General features: G+C 52.6%; 21 protein-coding genes. All 21 read left to right on the top strand.

The window, feature by feature from the left end:
- Window positions 1–409 precede the first annotated feature (409 nt).
- The 21 genes from ACTHTA_RS10455 (at window position 410) to ACTHTA_RS10355 (ending at window position 22,907) form a co-directional block, all read left to right on the top strand.
- Window positions 410–1,855 carry a phage portal protein family protein gene (locus ACTHTA_RS10455; protein ID WP_440364369.1) on the top strand — a complete coding sequence of 482 codons (1,446 nt, stop codon included), beginning with the start codon at window positions 410–412 and terminating at the stop codon, window positions 1,853–1,855.
- The gene (locus tag ACTHTA_RS10450) at window positions 1,842–3,137 is read left to right on the top strand and encodes a phage minor head protein (protein ID WP_440364370.1); all 1,296 of its coding nucleotides are present in this window, start codon (window positions 1,842–1,844) and stop codon (window positions 3,135–3,137) included. The genes ACTHTA_RS10455 and ACTHTA_RS10450 overlap by 14 nt, the downstream gene beginning before the upstream one ends.
- Before the next feature lie 3 nt (window positions 3,138–3,140).
- Window positions 3,141–3,440 (top strand): glycine cleavage system H protein, encoded by a 300-nt coding sequence (locus ACTHTA_RS10445; RefSeq protein ID WP_070713247.1) that lies wholly within the window; start codon window positions 3,141–3,143, stop codon window positions 3,438–3,440.
- Window positions 3,441–3,729: 289 nt separating this feature from the next.
- Window positions 3,730–4,677, top strand: coding sequence for a hypothetical protein (locus ACTHTA_RS10440; RefSeq protein ID WP_440364371.1), 948 nt, complete (start codon window positions 3,730–3,732; stop codon window positions 4,675–4,677).
- Window positions 4,670–5,032 (top strand): oxaloacetate decarboxylase alpha chain, encoded by a 363-nt coding sequence (locus ACTHTA_RS10435; protein ID WP_440364372.1) that lies wholly within the window; start codon window positions 4,670–4,672, stop codon window positions 5,030–5,032. Before ACTHTA_RS10440 ends, ACTHTA_RS10435 begins: the two co-directional genes overlap by 8 nt.
- 15 nt (window positions 5,033–5,047) lie before the next feature.
- A complete protein-coding gene (locus ACTHTA_RS10430) occupies window positions 5,048–6,037 on the top strand; it encodes a major capsid protein (protein WP_440364373.1) in 990 nt (329 codons plus the stop codon).
- Window positions 6,038–6,095: 58 nt separating this feature from the next.
- Window positions 6,096–6,506: a phage protein Gp36 family protein gene (locus tag ACTHTA_RS10425; protein WP_440364374.1), complete on the top strand. Its 411-nt coding sequence runs from the start codon at window positions 6,096–6,098 to the stop codon at window positions 6,504–6,506.
- A 3-nt stretch (window positions 6,507–6,509) separates the two neighbouring features.
- The gene (locus tag ACTHTA_RS10420) at window positions 6,510–6,941 is read left to right on the top strand and encodes a phage virion morphogenesis protein (protein ID WP_440364375.1); all 432 of its coding nucleotides are present in this window, start codon (window positions 6,510–6,512) and stop codon (window positions 6,939–6,941) included.
- Window position 6,942: 1 nt separating this feature from the next.
- Window positions 6,943–7,407: a phage tail terminator protein gene (locus ACTHTA_RS10415; protein ID WP_285070029.1), complete on the top strand. Its 465-nt coding sequence runs from the start codon at window positions 6,943–6,945 to the stop codon at window positions 7,405–7,407.
- Between the two features lie 12 nt (window positions 7,408–7,419).
- On the top strand, window positions 7,420–8,178 hold the full coding sequence (locus ACTHTA_RS10410; protein ID WP_440364376.1) for a hypothetical protein: 759 nt from the start codon (window positions 7,420–7,422) through the stop codon (window positions 8,176–8,178).
- Between the two features lie 109 nt (window positions 8,179–8,287).
- Entirely contained in the window at window positions 8,288–12,343 is a 4,056-nt protein-coding gene (locus ACTHTA_RS10405; RefSeq protein ID WP_440364377.1) for a phage tail tape measure protein, read from the top strand.
- A gap of 100 nt (window positions 12,344–12,443) precedes the next feature.
- On the top strand, window positions 12,444–12,848 hold the full coding sequence (locus ACTHTA_RS10400; protein WP_440364378.1) for a hypothetical protein: 405 nt from the start codon (window positions 12,444–12,446) through the stop codon (window positions 12,846–12,848).
- A 46-nt stretch (window positions 12,849–12,894) separates the two neighbouring features.
- Window positions 12,895–16,488, top strand: a complete 3,594-nt coding sequence (locus ACTHTA_RS10395) for a hypothetical protein (protein WP_440364379.1) — start codon at window positions 12,895–12,897, stop codon at window positions 16,486–16,488.
- Between the two features lie 132 nt (window positions 16,489–16,620).
- Complete coding sequence (locus ACTHTA_RS10390) at window positions 16,621–16,827, top strand: hypothetical protein (protein WP_308888166.1); 207 nt, start codon at window positions 16,621–16,623, stop codon at window positions 16,825–16,827.
- A 94-nt stretch (window positions 16,828–16,921) separates the two neighbouring features.
- Entirely contained in the window at window positions 16,922–17,839 is a 918-nt protein-coding gene (locus tag ACTHTA_RS10385; protein ID WP_440364380.1) for a hypothetical protein, read from the top strand.
- Window positions 17,840–17,842: 3 nt separating this feature from the next.
- Window positions 17,843–18,220, top strand: a complete 378-nt coding sequence (locus tag ACTHTA_RS10380; protein WP_049350573.1) for a hypothetical protein — start codon at window positions 17,843–17,845, stop codon at window positions 18,218–18,220.
- Between the two features lie 11 nt (window positions 18,221–18,231).
- The gene (locus ACTHTA_RS10375; RefSeq protein WP_440364381.1) at window positions 18,232–20,097 is read left to right on the top strand and encodes a hypothetical protein; all 1,866 of its coding nucleotides are present in this window, start codon (window positions 18,232–18,234) and stop codon (window positions 20,095–20,097) included.
- Between the two features lie 83 nt (window positions 20,098–20,180).
- On the top strand, window positions 20,181–20,411 hold the full coding sequence (locus ACTHTA_RS10370) for a hypothetical protein (RefSeq protein WP_440364382.1): 231 nt from the start codon (window positions 20,181–20,183) through the stop codon (window positions 20,409–20,411).
- Between the two features lie 75 nt (window positions 20,412–20,486).
- Window positions 20,487–21,743: a hypothetical protein gene (locus ACTHTA_RS10365; RefSeq protein WP_440364383.1), complete on the top strand. Its 1,257-nt coding sequence runs from the start codon at window positions 20,487–20,489 to the stop codon at window positions 21,741–21,743.
- A gap of 183 nt (window positions 21,744–21,926) precedes the next feature.
- On the top strand, window positions 21,927–22,046 hold the full coding sequence (locus tag ACTHTA_RS10360; protein ID WP_440364684.1) for a zinc finger domain-containing protein: 120 nt from the start codon (window positions 21,927–21,929) through the stop codon (window positions 22,044–22,046).
- 81 nt (window positions 22,047–22,127) lie between these two features.
- Window positions 22,128–22,907 (top strand): DNA adenine methylase, encoded by a 780-nt coding sequence (locus ACTHTA_RS10355; RefSeq protein ID WP_440375770.1) that lies wholly within the window; start codon window positions 22,128–22,130, stop codon window positions 22,905–22,907.
- The last annotated feature ends 238 nt before the right edge of the window (window positions 22,908–23,145 follow it).

Genomic DNA, 23,145 nt, shown 5'->3' with positions numbered 1-23,145 from the left:
CAGCGTGTATTGATTGAGCAGTTGCGGGAATTTCCCGACGCCGACCACGACGACGGCCCCGATGCACTGCATATGCTGTGGATGGCAGCAACGACGGGCAATGTGTCAAACAGGGCGCGTGCGATTGATTTGCCTGCGCCGATGCTGGAGATTTAAAAAAAATGTGTGAACAAGGACGGATAACCGCGCGTGAAAAGGAGTTGGCAGAGGATGTCGAGTACCTTGAGCGTGGTTTGGATAAAGCGATCACACATTTGCAAGAGGTTGTCTCCTGCTATAAGGCTGGGCGGCTATTAAATCTACATTTTCTTGTCGCTGAAATTGAGGGTTTTTTGGCGGCTCGCGGCGAAGAGTATTGATTTTAAGGTCGTCTGAAAACGGTTTCAGACGACCTTTGGAGTAAAAAAATATGTTCGGATTGATTAAAAGCGCAACACGAAAAACCGCCATCAAGACATTGACGAGCGCGACCGAAGATGCGTTGGAAAGCCTGTTCTCGAATATGGAAGGCACGGACGCGCTGCTTTCGCGCCTCGGTGTGGACAGGCAGCAGGCATTGGATGCGGTGGTAAGCGATGATGAGGTCGCCGCCTGTTTGGAGGATTTGCACGCAGCCATGCAGGAGAAGGCGTGGCGCATTTATGGCGAAAACTTGAGCGACGAAGATAAAGACCGCTTGTGGAAAACGCTGAAACGCCATCTGCCCGCGCTTGCCGAAATCGTATTGACGGCGCGTTTGGGCGGCTATGGTGTCGGTCGGTACGTTTATCAGCCCGAACCTGACGGCTTTTTGACAATTAAACACATCAGCAATAAGAGCGGTGAATTGGCGAAATATATCCCCTACCGCGACGGTTCGCTGGTGTATCGCGGCAGCGGCGGTGAGGAGGCTTGCAATACGGATGTCCTGTATCTCTTTATTGCCCACCGTGCGACATCGACCAATCCGGCAGGCGAAATGGCGGCGGCGCGGCTGTATGCGCCGGTTGCGTTGCGTAAAAAAGGCTTTGTCTATGCGGCGCAATTTATTACGCGCTACGCCCAGCCGTATTTGATTGCCAAAATCCAAGCCAACAGCAACGACGACCACGACAGCTTCATGAGCCGATTTTACCGCTTTGTTTCCGGCGGCGCGTTGAGTATCGAACGCGAAGACGATGTGATGATGCTGCAAAACAGCGCGGACGGTCAGGCATTCCGCCGATTGGAAAACCTCGCCAATGCGCGCATCCAAAAAACGCTGTTGGGTAAGGTCAAAACCAGCGACCTTGAGACCGCCAGCCGAGCCAGTCAGGAAACCGAAGAAAACAACCGCGACGAGCGCATCGGCGCATATCTTGCCCTTTTGTCCCGCGCGGCGCAGCACTTTATCGACGCGCTTGTGATGGTCAACAACGCCTACGGCAAGCCGATTAATACGCCAAAGGGTGTGTGGTTTGAGTTTGAAGACGAAATCAAGGTCGATAAAACCCGAGCCGAACGCGACAAGATGTATATGGATACAGGGCAACTCGTGCTGACCGAGACCTACTACCGCGACATCTTGGGCTTCGAGCCGGAGCATTTCGAGCTGCGCGACCCGAAAACGTCGTCTGAAAACCCTGCGCCCGCCAAATTCAGCCTGCGCCTGTCTGACGGTCTTGCCCGTAATGCGCCCGATACGGCGGAGCAGGCAATCGCCCGTCCGAAGATGGAAGCAGTGTTGGGCTTATTGGAAAACTGCAAAGACTACGCCGAATTTGAGGCGAAGCTGTCCGAACTTGATTTGAGCAAGGGCGACAATCTTTTGATTCAGCGTTTGGTTTCAGACGGCCTTTCGGCTTGGGCTGACGGAGCGGACGATGGACGGGATTGAATACAACTTCGCGGGGCTGGTCGATAAAGCCGCCTTCGAGCATTTCAAAGCCAAGAAAATCCTGCCCGGGTTTTCGCATTACGACGTATGGCTGTATCAGCACGGCCTCGCGTTTACCGTCGCCAAGATGATGGACACGGATATGCTCGCCGAAGTCAAAGATGCCATCGAATCCGCGCAAAAAAACGGTACGGCATTCGCCGATTTTAAAAAGCGTTTAAAACCGTATTTGATGGCGAAAGGCTGGTGGGGCGAGCAAGTGATGACCGACCCGCTAGACGGCGAGCCGAAATTGGTACAGCTCGGCAGTACGCGCCGTCTGAAAACCATCTTCAACACCAATATGCAAACCGCCTTTGCGGCGGGGCAGTGGCAGCGGATACAGGCAAACAAAAAAGCCTTGCCGTATTTGCGCTACAACCATTCCGCCGCAGGGCATCCGCGCGACAGCCATAAACGCTACTACGGCCTAGTCCTGCCGGTCGATCACGACATTTGGAAAGTCATCTTTCCTCCCAACGGCTACGGTTGTAAATGTTCGGTGTCCGCCCTGACCCGTCGGCAGGCGGAGCGCGAGGGCATCAGCGGCGAGCCTGATGTGGATATGGTCGAGTTTACCAATCCGCGCACAGGCAAAACGGTATTGATTCCCGACGACATCACACCGAGCTTTGCGCACAACCACGGCGACCGCCTGGGCGCAATGGACGCGCTGTTTGGCGAGAAAAACGGCGAAGAGGCACTGGCCGCCATGATTGCCGAGCGTGAGGCGTGGCTGGGCAAGCGGTACAGCATGCCGTCTGACAAAGTGGCGGTGTTGGCTTTGTCGGACAAGGTATCAGAAAAAGAAGTGCGCAGGCTGACAAAAGAGCAGTCTGCCAACAATACCAAAGACCACGAAGCGAGAGCTGCGGCAGCGTGGCAGGCTGAAACGGGCGACAGGCTGGAAGTGTTCGATTTGGTGGTAGAAAAAGGCAAAGGACAAGCCGATTATCTGATTGTTTCAGACGACCTGCCCCGTGAGCAATGGGTAAAACTGGATTTTATGTTTACCGAAAATCCCGAACGTGCGGAATTGATGAACCGTTATTTTGCGCACACCGCCGATGCATGGAAAGGGAAGGTTGACAATATTCAAGAGCATTTCAACAAAGCCGATATTGTCCCGCTTGATTTGCGCCATCTGAATGCGGTAAACCGGCATAAATTGTTGCAGTATGTGTTATCATTGCCAAAAGAACAGCGGGATAAAGTCCGCTTATTGGTAAAAATATCGGAGTAAGTCATGCCGTCTGAACTGTATGTCAGCCGCGAAGTAAAAGTATTTTTAGGCGGGAAAACCGCCCCGTCCGAATTGTTGGACTATCTGTATCCGCGTCTTGCCGAAATCGACAAGGAAGCAGCCGAGCAAATGCAGGGCGAGTTTTCGGGCTGCGTGTTTTCGATTGCGGATTTGTCCGCTGCGGCATTCGCCCGTGTACGCGGATGGATACTTGAGGCTGCTGAAAAGTCCGAGTGGATTAAGCCGTACAAGTCCGATTTAAAAACCGCCCTAGAAGCCGATCCGAGATTTAAACCTGTATAACCCGAAGGCCGTCTGAAACCGATTCAGACGGCCTTTTTCATAACCGCTCAAATTTCGCGTTTAAGCGCGTTTTATCGGTCAGGATAGGCAAAGATATATCCGAGAGTTTAAATGCAATCTGATGCGATTCTAAAGCGGTTTTAAAGTGGGTATTTTCATATTTTACGCATGAGGATTTTCAAAGGTCGTCTGAAACCTGATATTCGGGTTTTAGGCGGCTTTTGCATTTGGATTGGGAAGTGAAATCCTGCCGTCCGTCTTTTTGAACTTGGCAAGGCAAAATGGAGCAATGGATACGAACAACACCCCCCTCAAAATCAAATTGTCCGCCGCGCTGCCGGTTACCTTGGCGACCCGTGCGGATGATGTGCGCACCTTTAAGGGTGTCGCCAATTCAGGCAAGCCGTTCGGCTACGGCGGTTATCAAACCGTCGTTGATTTGGCCCAGCTGTCGCACAAAGCGTCCGTCCCCGTCCTGCTGGAGCATTCGCCGCTAAAAATGGCGGGCGTGTGCAGCCTGTCGGTAACGGCGGACGGCCTGATTGCGGAAGGCAGCCTGTTGTCCAACGAGTTTGGCACGCAGATTGCCGAAGCAGCCGACCAAGGCTTTCCGTGGGAAATGTCGGTTTATGCGCAGGCGGAATCCTACGAGGAGCTGGCGGCGGGCGCGGTATTGTCCGTCAACGGCAACGAGGTAACAGGTCCTGCGGTGATTTTGCGCCGCTGCACCATCCGTGAAGTATCGTTTACCGCCGTCGGTGTAGATGGCGAGACGGAGGCGGTGGTGTTGTCGGACGGCAGTCCCTTGCCGGATATTTTTAAACAACCTTTGGAGTTATCTATGACACCCGAAGAAAAGCAAGCGTTTGACAACCTGAAAGCGGAGGTCGATACGCTCAAGGCTGAAAAAGCCGAAGCCGAGAAAAAGCTGAAAGAAGCCGAAGCGGCTGCCAAGAAAAACCAAGTCAAGGCGAAATTGTCCGCCGCAGGTTTCAAAGAAACCGAAAACGGCAAGTTTAAAGGCTTGTCCGACGCGACGATTACCGTGCTTTTATCTGCCGACATCGAAGCGGCTGAAGCCATGATTGCCGATTTGACGCCGAAAGCTGCTCCATCTGTCGTACCGCCCGTGCTGTTCAGCGAAGGCGCAGGCAAGGACGAATCTGAACAAACCGGCGCGGAAGGCAAATTCTCTATTGCCAGCCACAAAGGCTTATTGGGAGGCTCTTATGTCTAAAGTGAAAACAGAAATCCTCGGCCCTGCTATTTCCGACTTTTTGAAATACGAAGCGACTCCGTTGACGCGTGTGGCGATTACTGCTTCGCAAGGCACAAAAGCCGGTACATTTGTTGAATTCCCTCTCCGCAGCGGGTTAAAACTGCTGGCGTTGACGGATGAAGCCGACGGTAAAGTCATCGTACAGCCGCACAATTGCATCATCAATCTGGATCGATGCTCAAACGATGCAATTCTCGACGGCATGTCGATTTCGTCAAGTGATGTGATTGGGCAGCTGAATAAAGACGGCGATCCATACGGCATCGTTTATGTTGTAAACCGTGTTTTCAACCCGAATGGCGACACTCTGTAACCACAAGGAAAAAATATGCCTTTATCTGACAACAGCAAATTCGGCGTGCAGGCTATGACCACCGCCATCAACAAAATCGACCCGGGCGCAAGCCAAATCCGCGAGCTGGGTGTTTTCGAACCCGAATATCTGACCACCACTTATGCCGACATTGAGTTCCAAGACGGCAAAGTCCACTTGGTTGCCAGCAAAGAGCGCGGCACATCCGGTCAGGCGGTCGAAAGTCCGAAACGCACCGTGCGCACCGTCAAAGTGCCGCACCTGCCGATTCATGACGTCGTTCGCGCCGACGACGTGCAAAACCTGCGCGCTTTCGGTACGACCCAAGCCGCAACCGTCATTGACAAAGTGAATGAAAAACTCGCCGGCGGCAAATCTGACCTTGAATACACCCGCGAGCATCTGATGCTCGGCGCGTTGCAAGGCAAGATTTTGGATGCGGACGGCAGCGTGCTTTTGGATGTCAACACTGAGTTCGGCGTGCAACGCAAAACACAAAACATCGAATTGTCGAAAGACGAGACCAAAGTCGGCGCGGTATTGGACAAGCTCTTGTCCGAGCAACGCCAAAAATTCAACGGTGCGCAAGTGCGCGGGTGGGTCGTGTATTGCGGTGCAGAGTTCTTGAGCGCGCTCAAAGAGCATAAGTCCATCTTCGAAGTGTACAAACGCTTTGACGAAGCACGCGCCTACCGTGAGGGCGATACGCTCAATCCGACCGAATTTATCCACAAAGGCATCCGCTTTATCGAATACGCCAACCACTTCGGCAGTGATGCCGACATCGGTGCGGACAAAGCCATTCTGCTGCCGGTCGGCCGTAATCTCTACAAAGAGTATTTCGCGCCTGCCGACATGAACGCGACCGTCAACACCCGCGCCCTGCCGTACTACGCCAGTCGCGAGAAATTGCAGCACGACAAAGGCTGGAGCCTGCATATGCAATCCAACCCATTGCCGATTGCGCTGCGCCCCGAGTTGTTGGCAACGCTGACCATGTCTTAAACGGATTTCAGACGGCCTTTAAGGCAGTTTTAAAGGTCGTCTGAAAACGGAGGACGGCATGATTACCATCCAAGATATGATTACCCGCTTCGGCGAGCAGGAAATGGCGGAACGGTCGAATCATGAGAACTACGAAACCATAGACGAAGCGGTGATGGTGGCGGCAATTGCCGATGCGGAAGAAGAAGCGGCAAGCTACCTTCGGGCGGCGAAACTGTTTTTTACCAACGACACCGCGCCGCAGGTTTTGAAAATCAAAGTCTGCGACATCGCCCGCTACTACCTCTACGACGACGCTGTAACGGGTATTGTCGAAGAGCGTTATCAGTCGGCAATCGCTTGGCTGAAGATGGTCGTCAAAAATCCGAATATGCTGGACGAGACCCGCGTATCGGATGACCGTAGACCGTCAACGTGTGCCGTTTATGTCAATGCCGAACCCGATTTGCGGGAATGGCTGAAGGAGTAGGCAATGCGGATTACGGTATCGCACGACTTGTCGCGTATCGCCCAAAGCCTGAACCGCCTGTCGGGCAGGTTGAATGGTAGCCTTGAAGAGCCTTTGCGCGCTATCGGCGGCGTCCTCGAATCTTCGACCCGCCGCCGTATCGCCGAAACCAAAACCGCCCCCGACGGCAAACGCTGGCAGGATGTCAGCCCCGCAACGGCAGAAGCTAAAAACGGACGCGGCGGGATTTTGGTGGATTACGGCAACCTCTTGGCAAGCATTACGCACGAGGCATCGGCAAAAAGCGTGATTACCGGCTCAATCATGGGCTACTCGGTTTATGTGCAGGAAGGCACAAAAAACATGCCTGCCCGTCCATTTTTGGGCTTGTCTTCGCAAGATTATCAGGACATTGACGAATTGATGTCCGATTGGCTGGAAGGATTGATTGTCTGATATGGCTTTGAAACAGCATGAAAACTTATTGGCGGTCTATCCCGAAATCCTAGGTCGTCTGAAAACCGTCAAAGGCATCAAGGCGGTTAAGGAGATCGGTGAACTTGCCGAGCTGCTCGCCCAAGGCGCGGCGAAGCGCAAAGCCGCACCGCTGGACGGCGCGGTCTATGTCGTTTACGGCGGCTCGACCTTTGCCGATGAAGCGAAAAACGGCAAATTCCTCAAATCGACGCTGCACTTTACCTTTGTTTTGGCGCGAAGCTATACCGCCAACGGTAAATCCACGCTGTACGAGGTTGGCGAGACCTTGACGGCAATCCAGCGTGCGTTTTCAGGCTGGGATGCGGGCGACGAATATGCCGTCACCCCCTTTCGTCGCATCGCTTCGCCATCCATCGAATACAACGACGGCTTTGCTTTTTACCCCATTTCATTCGCCTGCGACACCGTGCAGGCGGCAAACTAAAGGAGCTGCCACATGGCAAAACAAAACGACCACGGCTTAATCTTTGAGGGCGACGTCAAGGTACGCAACCTCAATCAAAAAGGCTCAGGCTTTATCGAAATCGGCAATACCACCGCCCTGACCACGCAGACTAGCGTGGAAACCAAAGAGCGCGTGTCCAAGCAAAAAGGCACTTACGGCAGCGCACTCGACAGCCTGAAAACCGTCAAGCCTACCGAAATCGGTCTGAAGCTCGACACCTTCGACAAAGACAACCTCGCGCTCGCTCTGATGGGCGAAGCCGCCGTCATCGCGGCTACGGCGGAAACCGTTACGGGCGAGACCGTGACCATCGGTAAAAAAGGCATGGCGTACAAACTGGCAAACGGCAATATCGATCCGGCTACCGTCAAAGTCAAAAACAAGTCAAACGTCAATGTTGATGCCAAGCATTTGGACATCAATGCCACCTTGGGCATGATTACCATCCTGCCGGTCGCAGATACCGTCAACGACGGCGAAAACATCACCGTCGAATACAAAACCCGCGATTCCGGCGGCTACAAAGTCTCTGCCGCGACCTTGTCCCGCTTGGATTTGGAAATCTATGTTGACGGCCGCAACCGCGTTACCGGTGAGACCGGCATTCTGCACATCCCACACGCCGTATTGGCGGCGGACGGCAGTATCGACTGGTTTGGCGACGACTTTAATACGGCGGAATTCAAAGGCACGGCGGTGTTGGCTTCGGGCGAAACTTCGACCTATTCCTTCACGTCGTACAACAACTAAAGATTCGGTAATAAACAAAGGCCGTCTGAAACTGGCTTCTGCGTGTAGGCGCAGCGGCGGCAGGTTTCAGACGGCCTTTTTTAAACGGGTTTTAAAACAGGATTAAATCATGGCGAATATTCAGGCAGGTTTAGAGATTAAAGCGGGCGTGTCCGGTGCTGAACACATCGACGCGCTGGCGCAGTCCATCGAGGCGGCGGGCATTGACACAGGCAAACTGACGGAAGAAGCGAAAGAGCTGGGCGCGACGCTGTCGAAAGCGCAAGCACAACAGGCGGCGATTGCGGAATATAAGGCGTTGTCGGCGGAATTGGATAATACAGCTAAAGAAATGCGCGCCTTGGACGAGCTGACCGCAACGCTCGAAAAATCCATGCGCGGCGGCGGTACGCAGCAACAGCAGGCCGATTTGGCGAAACTGCGTGCCGAATCCGAACGCCTGGAAAAAAGCGAAACCGAGCTGACGGGCAAGCTGTATGCCGCCCACGATGCGATGGCAGTGTCGGGTGTGTCCGTTAAAAACCTTGCCGCCGAAGAGGCGCGCCTGTCGTCCGAATCTGCCGCCGCAACAGCGCAGCTAGACCGCCTGACCGCCGAAGCACAAACCCTAAAAGCCATTGCTGATGCAAAAATCCAGCTCGGTATCGATACCGACGACAAGGCACGGCAGGAAATCCAAAAGACCAAAGACGCCTACGAATTGCTTAAAAACAGCGGCACACTCTCGAATGAAGAATTAGCCCGGGCGGCGCAGTTGCAGGAAGGCAAGGTGCGCGAACTTGAAGCCAGCCTGAAAGGTGTGAAGCCGTCTATTTCCGTAATTGCCTCTGAAGTTCAAGGTTTGGTCGGTAAGGCAGGCGGCTTGGCGTTTGCCGCCAAAGAGGCGATGAAGTTTGAAACCGCGATGGCGGGTGTGAAGAAAGTTGCCGAAGGCACCGACGAGCAGTACGCCAAACTTTCAGACGAACTGAAAAAAATGAGTGCGGAATTGGGCATTTCCGCCGCTGAAATGGCAGATCTTGCCGCTGCCGGCGGACAACTAGGCATCCCGATTGAGAAGTTGTCGGAATTTACCGCCATCGCGTCCAAGATGTCGGTTGCCTTCGGCATGACCGCTGAAGAGGCAGGCAATGCCGCCGCGACGATTGCCAACGTGTTCCAACTTCCAATCGGCGAAGTGGAAAAGCTCGGCGATGCCATCAACGTTTTGGGCAACAATACCGCCGCACGAGAAAAAGACATTGTCGCCGCAATGGCGCGTATCGGCGGTACGGCGAAACAGTTCGGCTTGGTTGCCGACGAAGCCGCCGCGCTTGCCGACGCATTTATCGCATTGGGCAAACCGCCCGAAGTGGCTGCGACCGCCATCAATGCCATGCTGCAAAAACTGCAAACCGCGCAAAGCCAGGGCAAAGACTTTCAGGCGGCCTTGGAAGGTATCGGTACGTCTGCTGATGAGATGGCGGCCAATATCGCCGCCAATCCGCAGCAGGCTTTGACGGACTTCTTGCACAAACTCGAAGGCTTGGATAAACAAAGCCGCGCCCTGACGCTCTCGCAACTCTTCGGTACGGAATATAGCGACGACATCGCGCTTTTGGTCGGCTCGTTGGGCGAATATGAAAAGGCTTTGGGCTTGGTCGCCGACAAGGGACAAGTCGTCGGCGCGATGCAGAAAGAAGTCGCCAATGCCATGTCCACCAGCGAGGCGCAGATTGCCAAAGCCAAGCAGGAAATCATCAACGTAGCCATCGAGATCGGCGAAAAGTTGCTGCCTCTGGTGTCTTTGTTGGCGAGTACGGTAGGCGGCGTCGCCGGTGCAGTCGGCGCGATTACGGAAGAGTTCCCCGTTTTGACGCAGCTTGCGGCGTTGTTTGCAGCAGGCGCGGTTGCCGTCAAGGCTTATGAAGCGGCTGTCCGCCTGACGGGCGGCGCGGTGTCAGCATCGTTTGCGACCCAGCGTGTCGGAATTGAAGCAACCAAAGCATCCATCCTGTCGACCACTGTCGCTGCACGAGAGCTGGGCATCGCGCTCAAATCCGCTGCTGCCGGTAACGGTTTCGGTAATGGCGCGGCGGCTGCAGGAGCGTTGGCTCAAAATCTCAAGACCGCGGCATCCAATGCCGGATTACTGTTTGCGGCTTTTGAGGTCGGCCGTGGTGTGGGCGGCTGGCTGCGCGAAAACACGGATTTAGCAAAAATTTTCGGCGATAACCTCGCCCGTATTCCTGCCATTTTGGATAGTCTGTTTACCACCGGCGGTCTCGACAAGTATCACGAGTTCTTCAAAACCGAAGCCCAAATTAAGCGCGAGTTGGAGATAGCGGATAAAAAAGCCCAGGAAGCCGCCGAAAAAGCCGCCGTCGCCAAGAAAAAAGCTGCCGAAGAAGAGGCAGTCGCCGTCAAGTCCCTACAAGCCGAATATCGTGCGTCTGCAACAGAGTTGTCAGCGTTGGAACACAGTATGGCCGCCTTGCGTGCCGACGGTCGCGAAACCAGCGACTTTTACAGCGAACTGGCAATCAAGCTGGAAAACGTGCGTACCAAAACCGCCGAACTGAAAGCCGAACTTGATAAGAAAAACGTCAAAATCAGCGCAGATACAGGAGAGCTTGCCGCAGCACAAAAAGCCCTTGAGGCTTTGGGTTTGACGGCGGAAGAGGTAACCACCGGCATAAGCAAAAAGGCGGCGGAAGGTATTGCCAATTTTTCGCGTGTTGCCTCTCAGTTTGGTAATGATGCCGAGCAGATGGGCCGGGTGTTTCAGGCTGCGATCAAGCAGATGGACAGCAAAGAATCAACCGATGCTCTTTTGGCTGAATTGGAAAAGGTAGGTAAACAATCCGGGCTGACGGCCGAAGAAATTAAGAAAATCGGAGATACGGCAAGAGAGTCGACGGATAAGGTTGCCGATGCCTTCGCCAAAATCGGTGTAGACAGCAAAGCCGTGATGACCGGAATCAGCAGTGATGCGCGGCAGGCATTTACTGCTTTTCAGACGGCCTCTGCCGAAGCGTCGGCCGCCGGTCAAAAAGATGCCAAGCTGATGCAGGCAGCCTTTGAGGCAATGATGGGGAAACTTAAAAGCAAGGAGGAATTTGCCGAGTTTCAACACCAGCTCAAAGCCAGCGGCGACGCTGCACTGTTGACGCAGGAGCAGCTTGCCCGTTTGGGCGATGCGGCTTCGGGCGGTGCTGAAAAAGCCAAAGCCGCCTATCAAGGGTTAAATGATACTGCCGCTAAAACAGGCGAAGCCGCGAAAGCCGCGCATGAAAAAGGCTCGCAAGCGGCGGAAAACCATGCCCAATCGGTCAGAAAAGTGGCGACAGCCAATAAAGAGGCGGCAGCGGAGGCAGACAATGCAGCCAAAGCGGCGGCAAATGCGTCTAAATCGTTTAGTGATTACGGCTACCGTCTGACGCAAACGGCTGGGTTTTATAAGCTCAATAATGAGCAATTAAATCTCATGAATCAGCAGTTCTCCGGGATTAAGTTGGGCATGGAGGCTACATTCCGCGCTGCTCGGATGAAAGAGTACACGCAACAGATTTACAACGCGAATACCGCGATGCAAAGGCTGATCAATGCTTCTGCTCAAGGCGCAGTGACACAGGATATCTTGAACGATGCGGCCAGCGCGGCATCTCGTGCTGCCGATAAATTGGGGAATACTGAGCTGACCAAATTCCGCAATGCAATATCCGATGCCCAACGCCGGCTGAATGCCCTGCGTCAAGAAGCACATGATGCAACCCGCGCGCTTGAGGCCGAGCTTGCCGAGCTTAATGGCAATACGGAAGCGGTTTATTCTTTGCAGCAAGAAAGAAAAATTCGCGAACTGCAGCAAAAACTGGACAATGCCAACCGCCTCAAACAAACCGACGTTGCACGCGAATATCAGCGTCAAATCGACTTGCAACAACAGATTTACAGCAGGCAGCGCAGCAAGCGCGCCGAATCTGCCGCGCAAGAGCAAGTCCGCAACCAAGGTTCATATGGTAACAGTAATGCCGCCCAGTGGTTGCAACAAATCGGCAATCCGCAGGTTAATATCGACCCGGAAAAGCTTAACCAAATTTTGGCGCAGCGCGACCAGGCGGTTGCCGAGAAAGCTGTTAACGGTTTTATGAATAGTTTACAAGCTTCATTAAAGCGCACGACATAATTCAGACGGCCTGCAAACATCTGACTGCAATCATGCCAAGCCCCGATTTTCGGGGCTTTTGCTTTAATGGGGTTTTATATTTAGGCAAAGGTCGTCTGAAATGGCCGATTGGATTTTAAAGCGTAAAGACACCGGCGCAAGCGTCTGCCTGCCGCAGGATATGCGCTGGGAAGATGAATTTAGTTGGAACAAGGTGGCGCAGGCCGCGCCGCAGCGCACTCTGTCGGGCGGATTGGTGATCCAGCAAGGCATCAAGGCAAACGGCCGCCCGATTACGCTATCGGGCGATTGGGTATGGCTGGACTTGGGGTCTTTGCGGACTTTACGCGATTGGACGGACGTCCCCGAATTGGAAATGACGCTGACGCATTACGACGGCAGAGATTTTAATGTCGTTTGGCGCACGCATGACGCGGCTTTGGGCAGCGTCGAGCCGGTGCGTTATTCAACGCCGGAGGCGGACAGCGAACGATACACCGCCAAGCTCTGCCTGATGACGTTTTAAGGTCGTCTGAAAACAGGTTTAAACAGGATTTAAAAAGGTTTCAAAAATGGAAAAAACAACGCGCCTGACGCAACAGGATTTGCAGATCTATCCTAGTCAACGCATGACCGATACGCCTGACGGCGGCGGTTTGATGGTGGGGCAGCCGCTGACGGGCGAGGATAACGAGATTTTCCCGCCTGTTTCGGACGTTGACCGCACGATGGGCAGTTTGGACGCCCGTTTGCTCTACCCTGCCGTCCTGCGTAACGACTCCGAGCCGCTCTATGGCGGTCATTTTGTCATTACCGAGCCGCCAACCTCTGAAAACGTGTCTTTTTTGGCGTTTAAAGCGCGCAACTACGGCGAGAGCCGCGCGGATATTATGCCGCGCATTGAAGCGTATTCCGTGCCGACAGTGGAAAGCCGCATGACGCTGATGGGTCGCCATTTGGCAGGTGTGCGCCTTGTGCAGGCGTATCAGCGCGTGGAAGCTCCGTTGCCGAAAGTCGGCGAGCGTTATTGCCTTGAGTACACGAATAAAGCCAATTACGCTACAACACGGCGGTATGAGTACTTCCGGGTCTCAAATGTGACGCACGAAGACCGTATTTTTGAAATTCCGCTGCCTAATGGGCAGACTAAGGAAATCACTCGCCGCGTGGTTAAAATGGAAATTACCAATCCGCTGATAAATGATTACGATGGAGTGGCGTACCCCGTAGAGGGTTATGCCGATACTCCTTCCCGGATTTTAGAGACCCAGGTTACCGACTCGGCAAGCTATTACGGCGTTAAGTCTGTTTCAGACGGCCTTGCGGCAGGCGACGCATCGCTGGCAGTTACTAGTATTTACGAAAAACTGGTGCCGACCTCGACAGTCGAGACACCTTATTCCGACCAATATCCCGTTATTTCTGGTGAGTGGGTGGCTACCGCGCCGGAGCGTGTCGTTTATAAAGAGGATGGTACTACCAATTCAGGGGCCATCATCCTGCCTCATAGTGTTTTGCCTGGGAGTGTGAAGCTGCTCGACTATGTAGACAACGGCAGGGGACAACTGATCGGGCCGTCCGGCATCATCCAGGTTGACTATGAAAGGGGGCGTTTTGACGGTATTCCTCAGATGTACTATGGCCTTAAAATCACGGCACGTCCGGCGGTCAAGGCGGTCAATGCGCGATATGCGACATTTATTGAGATTAAAGATTCAAATCAAGGCGTTGCATGGGCTCCCCTGCTTCAGCCTGCGCCGACTGCCGGTAGCCTGACGGTTTCGTACATGTCGCTGGGGGTGTGGTACACGTTGACGGATAACGGAGACTATATTCTGCGGACTGAGACAGGCAAACAGGTTGGCAGTGTGTCGGATACCGGCTCCGTCATCCTCACCCTGCCGGCTCAGCCCGATATAGGTAGCAAAATAGTCCTGCAGTGGGGTGATGCCGATGTTTATCGCACATTCGACGCTAAGCAGGCCGGCCATGCGTCGGCTGTAACAAAAACCGACGGTTATGTCCGCCTGCCGCAGGAGCGCGGCGGCTGTATTAAGCCGGGCAGCTATAAGCTGGCATGGGGCAGCGGTAAAAGCGTTACCGATGTAAACGGCAAAATCAGCGGATCGGCCGAAGGGTGGCTGCAATACGCGGACGGCGGCGCAATGGTTCGCGGCGTCAATAATACGGCTGTCCAAATCAGCTATGACGAGTACACCGCCGAAGAGAAGACGGGCAGTCTGCCGCTGCTGGGCGACGGTGCGGCGATTGATGCGACAATCGGCAAGACTGCGCCCGGATCGTTGGTGTTGGCTATCCTGTATCAGGCTAAGGCATCAAGTAAGACTGGGAGATGGGTGCAAGTAAAATACAACGGTCAGTCTGCCGGGAATAACTTTCGCGGTGGGGTTATCGCGGTTGCGCATAAACATGATTTACTGATTGAGTATCCGGGAGATGCCTATTCCGGCCAAACACTGGTGAAAATTACCGACAACGGTGTCGGCGGCTTGATGGTCGACGGCATGTTGCTCAAGCAAGGCAGCATCGACTATGCAACGGGACGTATCCGGCTGCCCGATCCGACGGCGGCAGGTATCCCTTTGCAGATAACGTTATTCAGCGGTCAACGCGCGACAGTTACAGCCGGCGCGAAGGTGGTCGATTACGACAAATCTGACAACCCTGTCATGTTGGGCGAAAAAACCATTGCAGGATTGACAGTAACAATCAAGCAGGCGGCATACGCGCATATACCCGATACAGCCACACGGCGCGTAATAAAGACGGAAACACCGTCCAACATCACGGCGAGCGTGCTGACAGGTGCTTCTATCGGTACGCCGGTGTTCAATAGTTGGGCGTTTAGCCTGGACGGTGCGGAAATCATTGAGCGAAACGGTACGTTGTATGCCAATTGGAACTATCGAACCGGTGTCGGCCATGCGGTCGGGTATTTGAGCAGAGACGGCTTACTGACATTCGGCGACGCGGAAACTGATTACAGCAGCCTGATGATTGTGCGCGGTTTGCTCAACCGCACAGGCGGCCGGACGTACAGTTACAGCGGTCGGACGGAGGCCGCGCCGGTCAAGCCGGGTAGTTTTACCGTGTTTGCCCTGGACGGCGGCGCAGTATTGAGCGGACGAAGCGATGCCGAGGGCAATATCACAGGGGATATTACTGGGAAAATCGACTATGAAACAGGGTTTTACGATGTAAACCGCGCTACCGGCTTCTCTCCGGACAGTTTACGCTACAACGCCGTGACACAAGACAACCTGCCTTTGGATTCATCGATTATCGGTATCGATGCTGTACGCCTGCCTGCCGACGGACGCGTCCCTGTGTTTCGCAAGGGCGATATGATCGTGATTTCCAACCGTCTCAAGCAGGATTTGGGCAGCGCGTTTACCGCCGCCCAGAAAATCACGCTCAACCGTCAAAATATCGACCGCCTCTGCTTGGTCGACAGCAAGGGCAAACACGTCCTCGCCGAGAAATACACGGCAGACCTCAAAGCGGGCAGTATTACTTTTGCCGAGCCGTTGGACTTGTCGCAATATACCCTGCCGCTGACTGCCGTTTGCGCGTGGGAAGAAGAAAACCGTGTGACCGGCGTCGATATTTCAGGCCGTCTGAAACTCCAGTTTGCGATTGGGCGCAACTATCCGAAGGAGAACACATTTGTGTCCTCCGCCCTGATCGGCGGCGATTTGCTGGTGCGCGCTACCGAGCCGTTTTCGCAACGGGCATGGGACAATGTGTGGAGTGATGCGCAACGCGGGGAGCCTATTTTGGCGCGTACCAATGTCAAAGACTACCCGATTAAGTTGGCCAGCAACGGCGCGATTACCGAGCGGTGGCTGATTAAATTCATTACTTCAACCCAATTAGAGCTTTACGGCGAACGGCTGGGCTTGGTCGCAAAAAGCGATACCCTGACCGATCTTGCGCCGACCAATCCGGCAACCGGCAAGCCGTATTTCACGCTCAAGGCGGCAGCATTCGGCGGCGGCTGGTCGGCGCAGAACTGTATCCGCTTCAACACCTACGGCACGCCATTGCCCGTTTGGATTTTGCGCAGTGTCCAGCCTTCGCCGGACAAGCAAAACGGCCGCGATGGTTTTACCGCATGTTTGCGCGGCAATACCGTGGCTGAGTAGCTGGTGGAACGGCAAAGGTCGTCTGAAACCTGAAATCATGGTTTCAGCGACCTTTTATTACCGCTTGTTTATTTTTAATGCCGTTTAATTTAGAATATCAACGTCATTAGCCAATAAGACAAAAGGGAAACTATGAATATTATTACTATTATTGTTATCGCAACCAGTATTTGGGTATTGATTGATGCCCAAACGATAGGCATTAAAAAGGGGCAGATTCAAGGGATAGGCAATATGGGGCCGATTAGCTGGTTTCTTGCCTGCTTGCTGATTTGGATTGTCGCCTTCCCGTTTTATTTAGCTAAACGCGGTGAGTTTAAGCGGATTAATCGCAAATAATATACCTGACTGCAACAATGCCAAGCCCCGATTTTCGGGGCTTTTGTTTTAATGGGGTTTTAAATCATTGAAGTAAAAAGAAAGGCTGTCTGAAATGTTTGATACGCAACGTGTGCCGGTAAAGGTTTACCGCTGGGATGATGAGGGTGCGCCGCAGGTTGAATCGGCGGCAGGCAGCATTAAAACGATTTTAAAAGCCTGCCTGGTTACCGGTTACGGCGAAGGTAATAAACGCAAGGACGGGCTGGGCTGGGAAATGGCGTTTGAAAAGACACAAGAAGCCTGTTTCCGCAGTACGCACCCGAAGGCGACAAAGTGGTGGCTGGGGGTGGATGACTCAAAATATGGAGAACGTGCAAGATACGTTGATTTGTGCGGTCTTTTAGAGCCGACATCGGCAAAGGCGGGGAAAGTCAAACAAAAGGTTAACAACAGCAGTGAGTTTTGCAATTTCATTTATAAAAAAGACTACAACAGTCGGGATAAAATCCAATGGGTTGTGGTTGGAAATGAGCGCGCATTTACTTTAATTATTCTATGGCAGGATTATTGCTCATTTTTTATTTTTGGCAACTTCGCTAGTCTCGCCGTGGCTGACGCCGCGAATACTCTGCTTGGGTATGTATCAGATGTGGATGATAATTATATTTATAGAGATGGCGCGGGAGTTGTTCTTTTTGTGATACCGATGCGTGATTATAAGGGAGATATCGCTTCTATTCTAAAATTTACCAGCAAAGCATATGCTAATTATGGTAGTTATCCTAATCCTATTACAGGTGGTTTCATAGCGGATGATATTTATATGAACGAAATAATTGGTCATAACATATATGCGCTTCGGGGATTGTTCCCCGGATTCATGAAAATTGGCGAAATCATGCCCGCAGCAGACGTTATTCCGATGGGAACGGTTTACGACAATTTAGACGATAGCGAAGACAGATTTATGTATATCAATACAATTGGCGGTGGCTCTTTTTTGGTAAACCTCACGGCCTGGGAGCTGTAAGCCATGCCGAATTATGTTTTCCGCAGTCGTCTTGCCGTTAAACGCGGCAAGCTGCGCGGCAAAATCGTCAACCGGATTGCGCGAAGCCGTGCTGTTAAGTCGCCGCACTGGAAATACGGCGGCCACGGCTATATTGCCGGCGAAGGTACGGGCATTGTTACGGTGGGCGGCCAGCCGGCTTCGCGCCGTATTTATCTGTTTGCCCGGCCTAATATGTACTGCATTGCCGATACTTGGAGCGCGGAAGACGGCAGCTACCGCTTCGACCGGCTTAAGGAAGACGAGGAGTATTTGATGGTGGCGACGGATTATAAAAAGCAATACGAGCCTGTTTCTTATGATTTTATTAAGCCTTATGTCGAGCGTGACGGCGGCGGTTGAGGCCGTCTGAAATGTCCGAAGACAAAATTTATGCTGATTCGGCGCGTATTCCTTTGCCTTTCGGCTTGGCGATTGGCTCCCGTCCGTCGTCCAGGCTCTTGCCGTTGGCTTTCAGACGGCCTTTACGCCATATTGAGGATGGCGGCGAGATTATTCCCGATACGCCGCCTAAGCCTAATCCGTACCGCCCTCCGGATGGTTATGCGACTGTTTCGGGGGCGTGGGGCTTTGTGCAGCAGGCGGTGTCAACGCAGGCGGCGTGCGCGTCCGGTCGTTATGATTTGGGCGGCATGGCTGCGCAAGTGTCGGGGATAACGGCGGAGGCTGTCGGGGAGGCGGCTTGTTTTCAGACGGCCTTTTCGGATATGCCTGAATTGGAAAGCTGCCTGCGTGAAACGGTCGGCTTGTCTGACGGGGTTGCCGGGTGTATGCAGGCGGTGCAGGCCGGAATGGATGGTCTGGACGGCTGTCTGCATGATGCTTTCCCCGATGATTTGTTCTTAAGCGGCTGTAATGCGGACGGCTCGTCGGCAGGTCTTGGCGAGGCTTTGGCGGCGTGTTCGGAGAGTGTGTTTTCCGATGACGCGCCGGTTGGCGATTGTTTGGTATCGGAGGTGCGCGAGGCGGCGGTATTGGCACGATGTGCGCATCCGCAAAGCCTGCCTGCTTTGGCTGTGCCTTGTGAATATTATGAGATTCCGGTTGAGCCGGAGCCTGTGCCGGAAACTTATGTTTGCGGTATCCGCCCGCCTTCAAACCGTCTGCACCTGCGGTTTTACCGCAAAAAGATTGCGCACGATGCGCGCCATATTCCGCTGCCGTTTGCCTGCTTTGATACGGTAAGCACTCCTGTTTTAGACGGATATATCATGCAAAATATTATTAAGGCAACGGTCGACGGCCAGCCGATTGGGCTGTTTTCTGCTTCCTTTACGACGGACACTGCCGGTTATTGCTGGCAAGGCAGTTTGACGGTTTCGCCCGATGATTTCGCCAAGATTAATCCTGATGTCCGCCCGAAAGGCCGGGAAGCCGAAATCGAGGTGCAAATCAATGCGGATACTTTTGTCATCATCGCGGAAGATTACAGCGACAACCGCCGCTTCGGACAAAAGAGCTATACGGTAACCGGCCGCAGTGTTACCGCCCGTTTGGGCGCGGACTATGCGCCTAAAGGCCGTGGTACATACCGCAATCCGATTTATGCGCAACAAATCGCAACGGAGGTTTTACGCCCGACAGGTGTGGATTTGGACGGCTGGACGATGGTTGATTGGTTGATTCCGGGAGATGTGTATTCGTTGACCGATAAAACGCCGATTGCTGTTTTGCAAGAGCTGGCTCAAGCCGCCGGGGGATTTGTGGAGAGCGACCGCGCCCGACCTGTTGTCCGCTTTAAGCCTAAGTGGAAAAAGGCTGCTTGGGAGGTTCCCGATGCGCCTGCCGATGTCAGTGTCCCTGTCAGCGTGATTTTCGGCATCAGCGGTCAGCGCAATGTATCGGAGCGTGCCAACGGGGTTTATGTTTGGCCGAGCCATAACAAGGGCAAGGGCGCGGACGTGTACCGCAACGGCAGCAACCGCGAGCCGCGTGCCTCCGCGCTGACCAATGCACTTTATACCGACCAGCCGGTCTTGCTTGCCGCCGGTATTGCCGCTTTAAGCGAGACCGGCGTTCATAAGCGCGAAACGGTGTCTTTGCCGGTATCGGATAAGTACGCCATTCCTATGGCGAATTTAGGCGAGATTTGGCAAATCAATGAGCCTTCGGGGAGCTGGCAAGGCGTGGTGGTTGGTGTGTCGGTCGAGGTTAAAATCGAAAACGACACGCCTGTCGTGACTCAAAATGTAACGATAGACCGCTATTTTGACGAGTGATTAAAGCTGGTTTAAAGATGCTTTAAAGGCCGTCTGAAAGCCATGTTCAGACGGCCTTTTATCTTTTTGTTGAGGATAACAAAATGACTAATCTGTATCAAAACCTGACGGCACTGCTCAACCGCGAACAGCGCGGCATCGCCAAAATAACGGGCGATTTGGGCGGCGGCTCATGGGCGGCGCAAACGCAAAGCGGCGGCAATCTTGTTTTAAGCGGACAAGCCGCTTTAAATCAGCGCGTGTTTTATGATGTCTTGAGCAACCGTATCCTTGGTCAGGCTCCCGATACTACTGTTTTAGAGCTTAGCGTATAAGGCTAAGTGCAGTACAGCCAAGCGTTGCTTTCGTATAACGTCTTAAAATAATTATTATTATTTTGAGGATGTTTTATGCGAACTGAAGTGTTGGGTGTCGGTATTGGCGACATTTTAAAATTTGAAGCCACTACCTTGACGCGTGTGAAGGTCAAAGTGTCTGAGGGTACGCGTGCCGGTGATTGGGTCAATTTCTCTTTGCGTGACAATAAATTAGTCGCGTTAACCGATGAGCAGGACGGCTACGCTTTGGTACAGCCGCACAACTGTATTATTGACCTGCGTTATTGCGCCAAACCTGAAAATATTTCTGATACCTTGCAGCAAGGCGACCGATTCGGCATTCAATATATTGGCGCACCGGTCGAGCATGAGCGTCATACCGTTATGCCGTCCGGCCCTGTTGTTCCTCCGAAAGAGGCGGAACGCCCGGTAGCTCCTCCTTCTTCCCCTTCCGCATTGAAACGTAGCCTCAATTTCTTCGGCGACTCCACCAATGCTCGTATCGGCGATCAGGCTGTGAGTGTTGCCGCTGCCGAAAATCTGCCGGTTGTAAACAACGCAAAGGGCGGCAGCCTGGCTGCGTATGCCTTGATGTCGATGGACGGCAGTCCGGTGGAAGTTACTTTTAAAGTTGATACTATTCCGGCAAAAGCGAATGACGTGATGGTTGATGGCGAGTTGGTTTACGGCGAAGGCGTTACGCCTTTCAGTATGCACTCTACCGTCGTTATTATTGGCGATGACATCGAAGCGGTCATGGAAGGCCAAACCGCCAATATTAAAGTTATTCCGCGCGATAGCCAGGCTCATAGCGTTGTTCCGGGTAAAAAATATACTGTACGGCTGAAAAACAGCGGCGGTGTCGATGGTATTTGTGTGTTGGCAACGGCCAAGAATGATATTAACGGCGCAAATCTCGGCAACTGGCAGACGGTCTTAGAGCGAATCAAAAGCTATGTTGAAAAATGTATTCAACAAGTCCAGCCGAAAGAATCGCCGCGTTATATTGTCCTGACTGTATGGGCTGATAATAAGCCGGGTTGGGCCAAAGAGAATCACCCATACCGACATCAGCTCAAGGATCAATTTAATAATTGGCTCAAGCTTAAATATGGCAATAATGTCTTTGATATTGAACAATATATTTTATCTGAACAGATTTGGACAGATAGCGGCCTCACGCCGAACGAGGCGGATAAAAAAGCGCAAACAGATGGCGTAATGCCGTTGTCCCTCTCGCAGGACGGCGGTGCTCATCTGCTTCCGGCGGTTGAGGCTAAAGTCGCCGAACGTATCATCGCAAAAGCCAAAGAGTTGAGCTATTTGTAGGCAAATATAAATAAAAGGCCGTCTGAATAAGGCGGCCTTGGGGAGGATTTTAAATAGTAAGTGGGACGGCGACGTAACAGTGCAGCAACACTGTTACGCCAGCCAAGCAGAGCATACCTGCATTGACTTCTAAGACCGCCTTAGTCTCTAGAGACCGAGGCATTCTATCTGATACAGGAGTGGATGCAAATGCAAATCTATCGTGAATTACGCTGTAAGTTTTGTGGGAAATTGCTGGCAAAAGGCAGCGGTTGTGTACAAATAAAGTGCGCTCGTTGTAAAAATATCAATTCTTCCAGCTAATTAATAAATCAAAAGAATGCCTTTGAGCGTCATATTAAATCTGATTTAGAGCATCGCGAATGCCATAATTTAGGAGTATATATGATGCAAAAAATGCAACAGACATTACCTATTATCCCCTGGATGGGTGGCAAACGTCGTTTGGCAAAACATCTTTTACCCATGTTCCCCGAGCATTCTTGTTATGTTGAGTTGTTTTCCGGGGGCGCAGCATTGTTCTTTATGCGCCCGATTCCTGCAAAAGTAGAGGTACTCAACGATATCAACGGACAGCTCATCAATCTCTATCGTGTGGTACAACACCATTTCGACGAGTTCGTCCGTCAGTTCGAGTGGACGCTTACCAGCCGCGAAACATTCTCCTGCCTGCAAAACACGCCGCCCGAATGCATGACAGATATTCAACGTGCCGCTCGCTTCTTCTACCTTCAGCACAACGCCTTCGGCGGTAAAACCGTCCACCAGCATTTCGGGAAAGCCACCACGTCAAAAGCGTGGGATGCGTCTCAGATTGAGGTTAAATTAAAGGCTGCTAAAGACCGTTTAAAAGGTGTTTATATAGAGAATGAATCGTGGGATCGTTGCTTTAAGCGATATGACCGCGAGCATACCTTCTTCTACGCAGACCCGCCGTACTGGCAAACCGCAGGGTACGACCACGCATTCGATTGGTCACAGTATGAGCTGCTGGCCAAAGCAATGGCGGAGAGCAAGGGTAAATTCATGCTATCTATCAATGACCATCCTGATATAAGGGAGTTGTTCAAAGACTTCCGCATCACACAACTTGAGCTTGCCTATACGGTTGGCAGAGACAAAACCGGTAAAACAAGCGGCGAGCTGGTCATATGTAATTGGTAAAATAAAAAGCGACGGTATCGTCGCTTTTGTTTTCACTTCTGAATTGCAATTTATTTGGCACAGCTGATATTTTTAAAAGTGTCAAAATTTCCGCGAAACTATGACAAATCCGCCGCGACCTTACAGCTTCGTCGCCTTGTCCTGATTTAAATTTAATCCACTATAGCCTTCCTCATCGGTACGGGTATGTTGTTTGTAACCGAGTTTGTAGAGGCCGTTTTTCTTTGTCCAACGGGCA

The organism is Neisseria sp. P0013.S005, assembly GCF_051958425.1.
GTDB classification, from domain to species: Bacteria; Pseudomonadota; Gammaproteobacteria; order Burkholderiales; family Neisseriaceae; genus Neisseria; species Neisseria subflava.
This window is presented reverse-complemented; position numbering and strand designations above follow the sequence as displayed.